The sequence below is a fragment of the Alkalihalobacillus bogoriensis ATCC BAA-922 genome (assembly GCF_000621445.1).
In the GTDB taxonomy this organism is placed as follows: Bacteria; Bacillota; Bacilli; order Bacillales; family Bacillaceae_F; genus Bacillus_AO; species Bacillus_AO bogoriense.
Genome location: NZ_JHYI01000042.1, coordinates 1 through 15063, shown reverse-complemented (window position 1 = coordinate 15063; position 15063 = coordinate 1). Strand labels below are relative to the sequence as shown.

The 15063-nt window shown below is 31.1% G+C and carries 10 protein-coding genes; 7 read left to right on the top strand and 3 right to left on the bottom strand.

The features are described 5' to 3' along the window. Window positions 1–6 precede the first annotated feature (6 nt). From T323_RS0114965 to T323_RS0114955, 3 genes are read left to right on the top strand one after another with little or no spacing between them, the layout of a single operon-like run. Window positions 7–2139: an integrase catalytic domain-containing protein gene (locus tag T323_RS0114965; RefSeq protein ID WP_026674001.1), complete on the top strand. Its 2133-nt coding sequence runs from the start codon at window positions 7–9 to the stop codon at window positions 2137–2139. After that, a complete protein-coding gene (locus T323_RS26870; RefSeq protein WP_051556556.1) occupies window positions 2132–3631 on the top strand; it encodes an ATP-binding protein in 1500 nt (499 codons plus the stop codon). The genes T323_RS0114965 and T323_RS26870 overlap by 8 nt, the downstream gene beginning before the upstream one ends. After that, the gene (locus T323_RS0114955) at window positions 3591–5150 is read left to right on the top strand and encodes a TnsD family Tn7-like transposition protein (RefSeq protein WP_084309294.1); all 1560 of its coding nucleotides are present in this window, start codon (window positions 3591–3593) and stop codon (window positions 5148–5150) included. The genes T323_RS26870 and T323_RS0114955 overlap by 41 nt, the downstream gene beginning before the upstream one ends. Before the next feature lie 67 nt (window positions 5151–5217). Here T323_RS0114955 and T323_RS0114950 read toward each other — a convergent pair whose 3' ends face one another. Together T323_RS0114950 and T323_RS0114945 are read right to left on the bottom strand one after the other, a co-directional pair. After that, window positions 5218–6105, bottom strand: a complete 888-nt coding sequence (locus tag T323_RS0114950; protein ID WP_026673999.1) for a hypothetical protein — start codon at window positions 6103–6105, stop codon at window positions 5218–5220. A gap of 66 nt (window positions 6106–6171) precedes the next feature. Next, window positions 6172–7014, bottom strand: coding sequence for a TIR domain-containing protein (locus tag T323_RS0114945; RefSeq protein WP_026673998.1), 843 nt, complete (start codon window positions 7012–7014; stop codon window positions 6172–6174). 208 nt (window positions 7015–7222) lie between these two features. On the opposite strand from T323_RS0114945, the gene T323_RS0114940 reads away from it, so the two are divergent. After that, entirely contained in the window at window positions 7223–9310 is a 2088-nt protein-coding gene (locus T323_RS0114940) for a DUF262 and DUF1524 domain-containing protein (RefSeq protein WP_026673997.1), read from the top strand. Window positions 9311–9401: 91 nt separating this feature from the next. After that, window positions 9402–9677, top strand: a complete 276-nt coding sequence (locus tag T323_RS0114935; protein ID WP_026673996.1) for a hypothetical protein — start codon at window positions 9402–9404, stop codon at window positions 9675–9677. A 122-nt stretch (window positions 9678–9799) separates the two neighbouring features. Here T323_RS0114935 and T323_RS26865 read toward each other — a convergent pair whose 3' ends face one another. Continuing rightward, entirely contained in the window at window positions 9800–10858 is a 1059-nt protein-coding gene (locus T323_RS26865) for an AbiJ-related protein (RefSeq protein ID WP_051556555.1), read from the bottom strand. Window positions 10859–11165: 307 nt separating this feature from the next. On the opposite strand from T323_RS26865, the gene T323_RS0114925 reads away from it, so the two are divergent. Both T323_RS0114925 and T323_RS0114920 read left to right on the top strand, forming a co-directional pair. Then, a complete protein-coding gene (locus T323_RS0114925; protein WP_026673995.1) occupies window positions 11166–13190 on the top strand; it encodes a serine/threonine protein kinase in 2025 nt (674 codons plus the stop codon). A 93-nt stretch (window positions 13191–13283) separates the two neighbouring features. Then, entirely contained in the window at window positions 13284–14945 is a 1662-nt protein-coding gene (locus T323_RS0114920) for a hypothetical protein (protein ID WP_026673994.1), read from the top strand. Window positions 14946–15063: the final 118 nt, after the last annotated feature.

Genomic DNA, 15063 nt, shown 5'->3' with positions numbered 1-15063 from the left:
GGGAGCATGGAGTTGTTTGAAAATACTGTTCTTCAATATACAGATGGAAAAACAATAAGAGTGATTTATAATAATCGAATTTCTTCTATTATATATGTAATTGATTTGAACAACAAAAGGTGGCCATATGTAATTGAAAAGCAAAAAATTCAAGATATAATTGATAAGGAAGAAATAACTATTTTGAAGGAAGATGAATTTCTCATCCAAATCAATGAGGAAATTTTAAGTGAAGCGATAAAAAGTAGAAGAGATCGTGCATGGCAAATTGTTTCTTTTATTTTAGAAGAGTTAGAAGAGGAAGACCAAATTTTTAACAGTAAATATAGAGAAAAGGCGATAAAGAAAGCTCTTGGGTTGTACCAAGTTAATTATAGTACAGTAAAAAATTATTTATTAAAGTATTGGCAAGGTGGAATGATCAAAAATGCACTAATACCACGTTTTTACAGTTGTGGCTCAAAAGGAAAAGAAAAAAATGATTATAGTAAGAAGCGAGGAAGACCAAGAAAAAACAGGGGTTACCAAGGGATAAACATTGATGCGAAAGTAAAGAAATATTTCAAAATCGGCTTAAATCGCTATTATTATACTGAAAAACAGAACTCATTGAGAACCGCATATGAATTAACACTAAGAGATTTTTTTACAGTAAAAAAAATTGATGAGAGTGGGAAGACTATCTCAATTTTAAAAGATATCTCACAACTTCCGACATACGCTCAATTTTTATATTGGTTTAATAAATTCAATGATACAAAAAAAGAAGTATCAAACAGAAATGGAACGAGAGTATATTACCAAAAGTTTAGAAATATCATTGGGAATTCAACTCAAGATGCAGGTATAGGACCAGCTACGTTATGGCAGATCGATAGTACACCATTGGACATTCATTGTGTTTCAAGTGTTGATCGGAATGTTATTGTGGGTAAGCCACTGCTTCATCTTGTTGTTGATGTTTATTCCCGTCAAATTGTTGGCTTTAGTTTAAGTTTCGAGTCATTGAATGCGTACTCTGGTGCTATGCTTGCATTGTTAAATAGTATGACTTGCAAAAAAGAATTCTGTAAACAGTACGGAGTAATGATTGAAGATGAGTGGAATGTAGCTTGTATTCCTCAAAAAATCTTTACCGATAGAGGTGAGCTTGATGGGAAGCAGATTGAAGGAGCTATTGAGGGGTTAGGAATTTCCGTACAAAATAGTCCCCCTTATCGTCCAGAACTAAAGGGGATTGTTGAATCTTTATTTAATCAAATAAACATGATTACAAAACCCAAAGTGGATGGTGCAGTTATATCAAGCAAGCGTATACGTGAACGAGGTGAAATAGATTTTAGGCTTAAAGCGAATTTAACCATAGCTGAGGTTACAGCTATTTTAATTAAAATAATTATTTTCTACAATAATTTTCATGTCATTGAGGAGTATCCGTTAACCGAACATATGATTGAAAAGAAGGTTGAAAAAGTTCCCCGTAAGATTTGGGAATATGGATTGAAACATCAAAAAGGTCAGTTAAGGGTTTTGCCAGAGCAAACAATTAGAATGCATTTACTTCCTACCGATTCTGCCACAGTAACATCGAAAGGTGTGAAATATAAGAAAATGTACTATGCTTCTGAATACAGTTTAAAACATAAATGGTTCGAAAAGGCAAGGTTAAACGGAAGTTATAAAATTAAAATCTGGTTTGATCCCATGAACTTAACCAATATATATTTTTTGAATGATGTAGAAAATACATTCCAACAACTTACTCTTGTAGATCATCTCAGTAAATTTAAGGACAAAACAATAGATGAAGCTGAGTTAATCATGGATTATGAAGAGTTGACGGATCGTAAAGTAAGAGAAAAAGAGTTAAAAGAAAAGATGAAGTTGTTTGACGATATAGAACAGATTGTAACTAATGCAAAAATGGAGAAGGAAAAAGTGTTTGATTCAACGATAAGCAAAACAAAAAAGTTATCGGGTATTAAAGAAAATCAAAGAATTGAAAGAGCGATACAAAGAATTGAAATGAATGATGAAAAAGAAGTAGTTGATAACTCTGAAATTGAAAATGATATGCAAGATGACGATTTAGAAATCTTTAAAAGATTATATCAAAATAGGATTGATAAAAATGAATAATATTCTTTATTTGCCAAATGGAATGGAAGCTGTCGAGGCTAATTATAGTGAATTTCCCTTAGAAGAATATAATATGAATCCATTTATTCAAGCACTTCCCCCTTTAGCAGACAAAGAAACTATGATTAAAAAGCTAATGTTTCCTATAACGTACAAAGATGAAGAACGAGAGATGGAGAGTGTATATCGTATTCATATGGTTCGGAGGTTATTTAATTATTTCCAGCCTATTCCTATTCATTTGGAAATCTGGAACACGATCATCTCTCTGCTGTACCAAGGATATATGGCAAGAAATCCTTTTGATAAGACATATAGAATGTATGTAAATAGTACAGGTAAACAAATTATTAACCGCACATTTGATATAAACGCAAGAACAAACTTTAGAACAACTGCAAGCTGTGCGACTCTAATAGGTTTTTCGGGAATGGGTAAGACAACAACTGTAAATCGAATTCTTAGTAATGTACCACAAGTGATTGTTCATAATGAGTATAATGGTCAACATTTTAATCAAATTCAATTGACGCATCTTACATTACAAACACCACACAACTCAAGCCTAAAATCATTAACCTTACAGTTTTTTATGAAGGTGGATGAGCTACTTGGAACAAATACGTTTCAGAAACACGTATCTCGAAATTTATCAGTTGATGCTATGTTGCCGTTGATGGGACAAGTAGCTCATAACATAGGACTTGGCATGGTTGTTATCGATGAAATTCAACACTTGCAAAATAGAGGTATTCAGCAAATGATGAACTATTTTGTTACTCTAATGAATTCATTTGGTGTGCCAATCTTATTTATTGGTACACCAGCTTCATATGCCGTATTTCAAAATGAATTTCGAATTGCAAGAAGAGTGTCAGGTAATGGTGAGATCATATGGAAGAATTTACAGAACAATGAGGAATTTCAATTTTTCTTAGAATCCATTTGGGAATATCAGTGGACTAAGAAGTTTACACCACTAACGGAAGAAATGAAAAATGCTTTTTATGAAGAAACACAAGGAATCTCAGATTTAATAGTTAAATTGTTTGCGAATATTCAAGAAGAGAGTATTACTAATGGGCAAGAGAAGTTTACAGTTAATATGGTCAAAAAAGTGGCAAAGAAAAAGTTCAAGTTGATGGCTCCAATGATTGATGCAATCAAATCACAAAATCCATTTAAAATGAATCAATATGAGGATTTGAGAAAGTTAGAAGTGTCATTAGGTTATACTGCTATACCAGCAGAAAAGCAGAACATAGTGTTTCCCAAAGAAATTAAGCAGTTGGCAGTTGATATAGAAAAGAAGCAAAGTTCGATTGATAGGAATGCGAGAAAAACTAAAAAGAAAAATGATTATTCTTTAAATGATTTAAGGGCGTTGCTAAAAAAAGCGAAGAAGGAAAATATTTCAGCTTACGAGCTATTGTTAAAGAGTGAATTTATTGATGATATGTCCATATGGCAAGAAGGTGATCGTTTTGATTAACTTCTTGCCGTTACTTTATGAGGATGAGTTGTTAGTGAGTGTGATTGCAAGGTATAAGCAAATGTGTGGCATGGTCAGTAAACGTGCGTTAGAGATGGATCTATTTAGAATCTATAAGAGGATGGGGAGGAAATCGGTATTATTTCCACAATACTTAAACACCTTAATTTCCAATCTACCCCCAATGTCAAAGTTAACTGTAGAAGAGATAATATTAAATCATACAATGTACCCTTTTTTTACAGCATTTTTATCTGTTGAAAGAACTAAGGAAGTGTTTTATGGCATGGCAGATGGCTACGGTAAATCTATTGAAAATGCTGTTGGCATGGCAGGGAGCAAAGTAAAGTCAAACGATTATCTAAAATATTGTCCATTGTGCTTCCGAGAAGATTTACAAGAGTTAGGAGAGAGTTATTGGAGGAGGTTGCCTCAAACTCCTGGTGCATTATACTGTCCAAAGCATCTTGTGCTTTATAAATATAGCAATGTGATCATCACTGATGCTCGAAGTGATTATTTGTGTGCTGATGAAGATACCTGTAATGATGATTTAGACGTAGATACGTACCCTAAGCAGTTAAAAAATCTTAACTTGAAATATATAGAAAATGTGTCGTACCTATTAACGAATAATCTCCAGAGAAAGAGTCATTCCTTTATTATTGATTTTTACATTGATAGGTTAAGAGAAAGAAAATTAGCTTCCGCAAATGGAAGTATCTATATCGATGAGCTGTTGAAGGCTTTTTTAGAATACTATCCAGCAGAGTATTTAAAAATCATGCAAAGTGAGATTGTTCCTGAGCAACAAACTAATTGGTTAAGATTATTTGTACGAAATAATAGGAAAAACAGAAGTCCGTTAAGACATTTGTTGTTCCTGCAATTTTTAGATATTCATGTATCAGAGTTGTTCAATACGGGGGTAGTAGTAGGTAAAAGAACAGTTGATGTTGCAAGGGTTCCAAAGTTTAATATAGAGGAAAGGCGAAAAGAGTGGCTTAAAATTATAAATGAAAATCCTGGTTTAAACCGAAGTGAATTAAAAAGAATAGGTAAAGGACTTCATACGTGGATCTATGCAAATGATCAAGAGTGGTATGAAGAAGTAACACCTAAAATAAACAAACGTAAAAAGAGATCAAGCACTGTTGATTGGGAAAAGAGAGATAAAGAATGCTTAGCACTTGCAAAGAAAGCTGTAAACGAACTATTGAATGCAAATGGTAAGCCAATTCGTATTATGCCATCTACCATTAGAAAAACAGTTGGTGCAAAACGGTGGTTTGATAATGAAAAACTTGTTAGAACTCGAAAGTTTATAGAAGAGGTTACAGAAGATATTGATAGTTATAGAGAAAGGAAAATAAGGTGGGCGATTGAGGAGATGAATAGAAAAGGTGAGAGGATTACAGTTTATAAAATTGGATTGAAGGCAGGGTTTGGCGGGGGGAATAAACCGATAAAAGAAAAAATTTATTATTTATTGAAAGAAAATTATTTGGGGCTTCTTTAATTTCTAAAGGAGCATTCAATTAGTGATCTTTTAATTATTGATGCTCCTTTTCAAATTAGTGTCTGCACTAACTTTTTTTCTCCCAACCAAACTTGTATAGTTTTTCTAATATCTGTTCTGAATAGGAACTTTTAAATGTGTTATAGAGTTTTAAAATGAAATACCTAATGTGAGCATTTGGTATTTTACGCCATTTGTTATCGGCCTCTATAACTTTTTCTATTTTTGAAATGATAACTTTTAAGTTAGTTATATAGGAAGATAAGTAGTGTTCATTAGTATCAAGACTTAGGCTATCAGGCTTTTTTAAATAAAAGACGGGGTTACTATTATAAGTTATATTTTGATCGTTTTCGTATGTGAAATTAAGTTGAAGGAGCATATTAAAAAATTTATGCTCTAATTTTGTTATATCCTTTATCAATTTATTTTTCCTTTTTAAACTTTCTTTTCTTTCCTGAACTTTTGTTTTATTTAGTGAATATATATACAATTCTTTAACTTTTATAGACTTTACATTACTAAGGATAGCCCAACATGTTCTATGATGTCCCTCTTCAACTACAAATAAGTCGATGTCTTCAAAATAACTTGCATTTTCTATAGGTGGAAGTTCATTATCGTACCATTCATAAAAAGCATTTAAAGATAATTCTTCGAACTTACGTTGTATTTTAAACCACTTATTTGTACTAACATTATGTAAGCTATTATTAAAAATTGTATCCCACCAATTTCCATTGACTGAGCAGTGTAGTCTATGCGTTTTAACAATTTTATTTACAGGTATAGGCACATTCGATAAAGGTTCCTTATTTCGATCATATAATCCGTCATTCACATCTAATATTTTCCTTTTTTTTAAATTGCGTATATAGTCGGACTTTACCCCTTTTTGAGTTAATAGATTTAATATATGCTCTTCACTTAGTTTTGGATAGCGATGTTCTCTCATCCATACCTCCTATTATAAGCATTAGAATCTTAATAATTTCGTTATCTGTTATAAAAGAGTAGGTGTTTAAAGAACATGGTTCATGTCAACATTGTATCCTGAGTTTCTTAATTCTTTTGCTACAGCGATCTGCCAAGCGTTATGTGGATCTAATGATATGTAAACTACACCTGAAATGTCATTTGGAGTTTCCAATTCATCTTTAACTAAGGCACAGACATTATTTCTTCCTATTTTCCCCATTAAGAATCCATGTTCAAAAACAACATTTTGTCGGGCTCTCGGTTTAAATTTATCAGTATCTTTTTTTCCACCAATATCACAAGGAGTATAAATTATAATTCCAAAACCGACATTAGAATAAGATTCTATTTTTTCAATTATTGTCTTCCCTGAGCTTGCTTGTTCATGAAGAATTATAGGTTCTAAGCCAAGTTTTTCAATAAATCTGGCTACACTAATCTTTGCTAAATCATCATGACCATGAACAATAAATACTTTTGTTCTATCAATTATTTGATTATGCTTTGTATTTGAATTAAGTGATACATCGTTCTTTAATAGACTTCTTCCTTCTGAGAAAATATCTTTAGTAATGTCTGTAGTATAATTATCGTAAGACAAAATATCTTCAGGAGAAATATACATTATTAAACCAGGAGCCATATTATCATTTTCATATTTAGATAAATCTCTTGTAGCTTGCTGAGTTGTTTTAACTACTATTCTTCTAATATCTTCTGGATTAAGAAAGTATCCATTAAATTGAAATTCCTCATTTTTTAAATATGGAATTATAACTTCATTCAAGATAATTTCTCTATTATTTTTGTCTAATTCGAAAATTTCCTTTGTACTTTCTTTTTTACCTTTTATCTCTTCAATTTCCACTAAAGCATGGTAATACATTATATAGATCCTCCATTGTACGTAGCTAATTTTCTTGCTCTACTTAATACAGATAATATAACAATAAATTTCCATTTGTAGAAGGGGTTAAATACTAAAATTACATAACAGTTGTAAAATAGGGCGGAATTAAGTTATGTACCAATATAAACCATTTTTTTGTTACAATATGATTAGTTGAGTGATATAAGTTTGAGGGGGGAATTCAGTGAAAGCTTCAGAAACAAATTTTTTAAAGTTTCTTCAAGGTACAAAACAATTTATTATACCAATTTATCAACGGAAATATAGCTGGACTATTGATCAGTGTAAACAACTTTGGAATGATGTTGTACGAGCTTCTTTAGATGATGAAGTAAAAGGACATTTTGTAGGTTCAATTGTATATATTGAAAAAGGTTTATATCAAATATCGGCAGTTCCTCAATTACTTGTAATAGATGGTCAGCAGAGGATGACTACTTTAACATTGTTGCTCTTAGCATTAGGTCGTGAAATTAAAGTTACTGATCAAGATGTTGATATAACCAATAAAAAAATTAAGAATTATTATTTGGTGAATAATGATGAGGAGAACGAACTCTATCATAAATTGCTTTTGACTCAAACTGATAAAGAAACACTAATTAGTCTAATAAATGATGAAGAGCTACCTAATGAATATTCACCAAGAGTACATAATAACTTTCAATTTTTCTTAAATCAAATTAAGAAGAGTGGAATAAATTTAAACTCGCTTTATAGGGGGCTATCAAAGCTAATTGTAGTAGACATATCTCTTGATCGTGACCATGATAATCCACAACTGATTTTTGAGAGTTTAAATTCAACAGGGCTTGACTTATCACAGGCAGATTTAATACGTAATTACGTTTTAATGAAGTTAGAACCAAAGGAACAAGAAGTATTGTATAAGAATTATTGGCATCCAATGGAGAAAGGGTTTTCAAATCTTAATGAAACAGCGATTTTTGATAGGTTTATGCGTGATTATTTGACCTTAAAAACAGGAAAAATCCCAAATATCAGAAATGTATATGCTGATTTTAAAGATTATGTTAATCAAAAAAGCGAAATTTCTATTGAATCTATACTAAAAGAAATTTATCAATACTCCAAATACTTTGTTCATCTTGCTTTTCAAAATGAGAAAGATGAAGAAATTAACGAGGTATTGAAAGATATAAATTCATTAAAAGTAGATGTTTCTTATCCTTTCTTACTCGAAATGTATGATGATTATACAAAAAATAAAATTGAAAAGGTTGAATTTATCTCTATTTTAAAATTAGTTGAATCATATGTTTTCCGTAGAGCGATTTGTGGTGTACCAACTAACTCTCTTAATAAGACATTTGCAACGTTGGGGAAAGAAATAAATAAAGAGAATTATTTAGAAAGTGTTAAAGCTGTTTTTGCAGTAAAAGATTCGTATAGACGGTTTCCAAGTAATGAGGAATTCATCAGAGAACTTAAAGTGAAAGACGTATATAATTTTAGAAATCGTAATTACCTTTTAAGGAAATTAGAGAACTATCAACGAAAAGAAATTGTAAATATTGAAAGTTATACAATTGAGCATATTATGCCTCAAAATGAAAACTTATCAGTTGAATGGCAAAATGATCTTGGAGAAAGTTGGAAGGACATTCAGAATACATATTTACATACTTTAGGAAACTTAACATTAACAAGATATAACTCTGAATTAAGTGATAAGCCATTTAGAGAAAAGCGTGATATGGATGGTGGTTTTGCTGATAGTCCGTTACGGTTAAATAGGGGATTAGGTAAACTAAACGAATGGAATGAGCAAGAAATAATAAATAGAGCTAAAAAGCTGGCTGATCAAGCAGTATTGGTATGGGGCTATCCTGATATCAGTGAAGATGACTTGAAAAAGTATAAGAAAAAGCCAAAGGGTAATGAGGGCACAGAATATTCAATCAAGGACTTCCCAGAACTATCTGGAGCAATGTTATCCTTATTCGAAGTAATTAGAAAACGTATATGCAATCTTGATAGTTCTGTAAGAGAAGAGTTTAAAAAGCTATATATTGCATATAAAACAACAACTAATTTTGTAGATATTGTCCCACAGAAGAGTAGGCTTCGTTTAAGTTTAAATATGTCGTTTAATGAGATCCTTGATCCTAATGGTATATGTAAGGATGTAACTAACTTAGGAAGATGGGGTAATGGTGATGTTGAGTTCGGTATTGAAAGTGAAGATGACATTGAGTATGCGATGATTTTAATTAAGCAGTCATTTGAAAAGCATAGGGAAGAAGAGTAAATTGTAAATTTTGCTGAATCATTAAAACTGTGGCTCAAAATTCTAATCGTATACGTTTAAATGAGTGATAAAAATTTAGGGGGAATATCAATTGGCGGAAATTACGTATAAACCAATTATTGAAGCGGAGTTTAAAGTTTCTGGGACGTATTCAATTTGCATTGATAAATGTATCAGGTTAGTAGATGGGAAAGAAGATGGGGAACAGGTTGTAATGAGATATAAAAAGAATGGGATGAGAGTTCCAAGACAGCCTGCTTTTGATGAGATAAGTATTACGAAAGCGATTATTGAAGCCTACAAAAAAGGTGTCTTTTCAAGAGAAGCTTTAGATTTATTAAAAAAGGAAATTGTTGAAATAGAGTAAGCTATAAAAGCGTAATTTAACAGTAATTAAAATCTGATAAGATGTAAAGCTATGAAAAAATACCTTTGATTATAGTAGTAAACAAGGTAAACGAATGATCGGTTCGTTTACCTTGTTCTTATTTACGGAGTGGTTTGTGTTTTGTTAGGTACTAAATTTATTTTGTGCTTTTTAAATAATTGTTCAAAAAAATTAGTTACTACGTTTTTTGCCATTTCTTCTTCATGTTGATTACTATACATTAGTTCATAGCCACCAATTCTATAAATCTCATATCCATCTAATCTTAGCTTTCTATCCTCTGAAACCATTTCTGCATATTTAATTGTACAGGATTCTTTGCTGTTATCTTTGGTGTAGTGGTGTTTCCCGTCAATTTCAATAACAACTTTTTCATTTTCTGGGAGCAACATCAAGAAGTCCATTCTTTGTCTTGGAATTCTACTATTTCCATTTAGTTGTTTGATGGTATAAGGATCATAATGTAGATAGACTTGCGGTATTAACACAGGTAAGTTTTTGTAAAGAGTAAAGTCGTAAGTATCATAGTATTTCTGGTAAAAAAACCTCTCCGCATCGGAACCTAATGACCTCCATAATCTATGGTGCAAAGAACTATCTATATGTTGATTTATGTTAAATTTTTTTGAATACCAATCGGATAATTCACTCCATGTTAGTCCATCAGGAGTTATTGGGTGATCGTAGATTAAAATATGTTGCTTATTTGCAACTACTTCAATTTCATATGTTAACGTATTTTTTAATATGATCTCTGGTTTTGGTCCATCAGATGCGAAAATCAAGTTCTTGATTTCTCCAGATGGATTTAGTTTATTGTGTTTAATGGAATAATCATTGCCATTTGGAATTATTTCATATCCGTCAAAGGTAAGGAATTCGTTGAGTTTGTTAACAATCTCTTTTATATTTACGTTTGAGTTAATATACTGTCTTGGATGTATAGCTTGTTCAACTATTGTATTAAGTCGTGCACTACCATTTACACTTTCGAGGACACTTCTTGTATATTTTGCTTTGCTACCAGCATTCTGATAATGAGAATAGTCATGGTTAAAACCTAATTGATTAAAAAAATTGATTATTTCATTAGCTGTTCTGCTTTTAGTTTCATTTATTATATATACTAATTCATCTATTGTTTCATTTGCTATCCTCATAAATGTTCATTCCTCTCATCTAATTACTTAATTATTAAATGTATATGGATATTTTTGAACAGGTAGAACGATAGTAGTCTATTTTATCAAGTTTAGGAAAGGAGAATTTTTTAGCCCAAACACTAATTCTATTGGACTTAGGAAGAGGAGATTTGATTATTAAATCTGAGTAATCCATAGTGTGGAATGTATATTACAAATATTTAGAATATAATACCTCGGAAGTTTAAAAATTCTAAGTTTTCTTGGAAATTTCTTCATTTATAGTATAAGATAATTGTAAGAAAATAGAAAAGGGGAGTGAAGAATGAAGAATATTGGTGGATATATAATTATTCAAGCTTTAGGACAAGGTACATTTGGACAGACTTGGCTTGTAGAGAAAGATGGTAAAAAATTTGCTTTGAAGTTATTTAAAAATGAAATGATCCGTTCAAGTCAAGATGTTAAAAGGATAAAACGTGAAATTGATTCTCTAAAAATTGTTGAACATCCGAATATAGTAAAATACGTAGATGATGGAGTTCATTCTGAAGGATTTGATACATACCGTTACCTCGTTATGGAGTATGCTGACGGTGAACCTCTTCGTACTTTTATTGAACGTAATGGTAAACTAACGGTATCTCAAACTCAAAGAATAGGATTGCAGTTGCTTGAAGGTCTAAATGCAATTCATGAGAGAGGGCTATTTCATAGAGATTTAAAGCCTGATAATATTTTTATTACTCGCTTAGGGGATGTGAGAATTCTTGATTTTGGACTTGTGAAATTTCTGGATGCAAGTACATTAACAGCTACAGGAGTTCCTATGGGAACATATGCTTATATGGCACCTGAACAATTAAAAGATAGCAAAAATATAGATTTCAGGGCAGATTTATATAGCTTTGGAGCTATCTTATTTCACATGATAACAGGAAGATTGCCATTAGAGATCCATAGTTTAGTTGAAGCACCGTATAAAATTTTAAGTGAAGTGCCACCATTTGCAAGTAGTATTAACCCTGCTACACCTAATAAGCTTGATAACATTATAGCAACTCTCCTTGAAAAACAACCTCATCGAAGAAATTACTCCATGGATATATTATTTGCTGAATTACGAAGTCTTGATGATAAAAAAATTCCCGTTCCTTCTTTAGACCTCTCACTTCGTTTTCTCCCAAGGTTATTACATAATGAACGTACTTTAATAGAGGAATATTCAGAAGAACATCAATTAGATGGCATAATCTTTCCAGCAAACTTTTTTCCAAAGTATGCTAAGGTATACAATCATGTTCGTGATAATGGTGGGTTTACAATGGTAGATCCTGTAGTATATAGGCTCGCATACTCAAAGTTCAGTAATGTACAGTCATTGGTGAACTTACCATATGCTTTGTCATCATTTACAAAAGAAAAACCAGAGGATTTTAAGGATCTTGAATCGGTACAATTAAGAGCAAAGGAAGTAATGGATTGGCAATTAAAGCAAAATCCAAGTGTATTGGTTGCACCTTTTCACTTTCTTGCAAATATCAATGATCCATGGTTAGAGATTGACTTGAAGGTTTTCAATGAATGCAGAAAATATCTTGCAGAAATAGGAGAAACAAGACCTTTGTATGCTGGAATTTCTATTCAAATAGAAAGTATTTCTGATGATATTAGTCCAATTAGAATTGTAAACCATTACACTCGAATACAAGCCGATGGGTACCTCTTAATGTTTGATGTAAAATTAGATGCTTTTAATAAGGCTCATTATTATGCTTTCGGAAAAATCGTTAGCATGTTGGGTGAAGTATATAAACCAATTGTTTTATCAAGGGTTAATGATTTTGGATTAGGTCTTATGTCAATGGGAGCTACTGCTATCTCGTCTGGAATAGGTTTTATTGAAGATTTTAAAGAGTCTATATTGATTGAAGAAGGCGGGGGCTTTCACTTAAAGCCAAGATACTATATACCACAACTACTAACATCATATAGTGAGAAAGCTTTAAAAGACATATTTGAACCAGCAATAGGGAAACAGCTCGCTTGTAATTGTCCATATTGTCAAGGAAGTACAGATTCAGCTTACTTATCTAAACCTCAAGTATCAAAGGGGCATTATCTTTTCCATAAACAAAAACAAGTTGCAGTTCTGGATGAAATGGATAAGCCAGAAAGGTTACGTTGGTTTTTACAGAATGTTGAAGAAGCAAATAACTTAGCAAAACAACTTAAAAAAGCTACTCGTAGTAAACATATTACTTATGATCACTTTAAATATTGGATCGAATCATTAAACCAAGTCGAGAGAGAAAGGGTTTCTGCTTTGCCATCAGTTTCTCCATCATAATAGAATGATAGAGTTAAGTATATAGGGGGAGGGATTTTAACCACACCCTATATACTGTACATTAAAACGTTGTTGTAAATGAGGTGAGCTGGTTTGTTTTTTAAAGTATTGAATTTTTATCAAACATTAACTTTTAATAAAAAGGATTATTCTAAGATTATTGAGCAAATAATAAAATCAAGAGCTTATCTTAGTTATATAGATACAAGAAAAAATTCGGGATATCCAAACAAGCGTTACTTAAAGTATTTAGAAATAAAAGAATCCACATATAATGTTTACGTTCCTGATGTAGATGACACTATAAAGAATAATGCTTTTATTCCATTTAATACTGAACAAGAATATTCAGTAAAGGACTTTAAGGATAGAGTTGGGATTGCTGATGATTATGACTTAACATTGAATATAGATGTAAGTTCTACGGGAATATCGATTTCCCCTCAAATTAGAACAATAGAGTCGCTATTAGCTGAAAGGGCACTTAATCTTGATTCAGAGTTTGAAAATACAAATAGAAGATATTTATCTAAAGAATTTATTTTAGATAAACATAAAAGGTTTACCCTACCCCCATTTTTATCTAAATATAATGATAAATACCTTGAACCAATAATTATAGCTAATGTATATGAAGTAGGTATATTGAACCTTCAAATAATTATTCCTTTTGAATATGAATCTATACCAGCTTCTTTAGACTCTCATCCTACTGACATTGTCTTTGAGGATGTTCATTATTATAAATTGCATAAAGAATTTAAAACAAAAGATTATTATGAAAAAGATTTCTATAGTACCCAAACTATATATAATATAGCAGAACGTTATATTAAACATTTACAGCAAGTATGTACACAGATAGAAATTGAAAATAAAAATTTTTCAAGAAGTACATGGATGTTGTGTGATTTAAACGAGAACAAAAATCCAAATCATTCCAATTTCATTGAAAAAAACAAAGACTTTTATGTTGCACACATTTTAAATGGGGATGGAAGTTATGTTAAGAGTTTAAGCAAGAACTTTAAAGATGATTTGTTAAATCAAGCAGGTCAAATGAGGAAAAATACTCACTTTATGTTTTCTAAGACAGGAAGTTTATTAAGTGTCGGATATATGGATTTTAAAGAAGCTGTGGATGAAATAATAGAAGAAAATAAAAATGAAATTGATTCAGATGAAGATATTAAAGTAGCAAAGAATGATTTGTATAAGTATTTTTCATTTCAAACATTGGTTCAAATGTTTAGATTTTATGAACTTAGTTATATAAAATATTTTTATTATAGGTCACTCTTGCAAAGTTTAAAAAATCAGGATGTATCTACGTTAGAAGGATATAATTCTATAATTTCTGAATTTAATGAACTCCAAATAAATTATCATTCTACTATTATTTTTATGGATGAAGGTAGTCCAAAAGATTTATATGAACAATCTCTTGAATTGACAGGGGTAAATGAACTTCAAAAATCGATTGAGGTTCTTATTGCAAAGGTCAGGGAAGATGTTGAGAAAAAGAGAACTTTACGAATCCAGGCAACTGAAACATATGTACTTATTGTATCTTCAATATTAGCTGTAATATTAAGTTATCGTGGGTTTGATATAATTGTAGAAGAAGTATTACTCAATCTTCTTTCTCTCGATGACAATTCTGCTTTTTATATAAAGGTAGTTTTATGGTTACTTTTCTTTATTTTAATAATTGTATTGAACTGTAAGAGATTATTCTTAATAAAAAATAAATAATGACCTAACTCCTTATCTCTACTATGTGACCCACTAATTCTCTCTTCCGAAAAATAATAAACATTTCCGATTTTCGTTAAAAAGGAAGAGGGAAGTTTTCGTAAAAAATCAGGGCAAT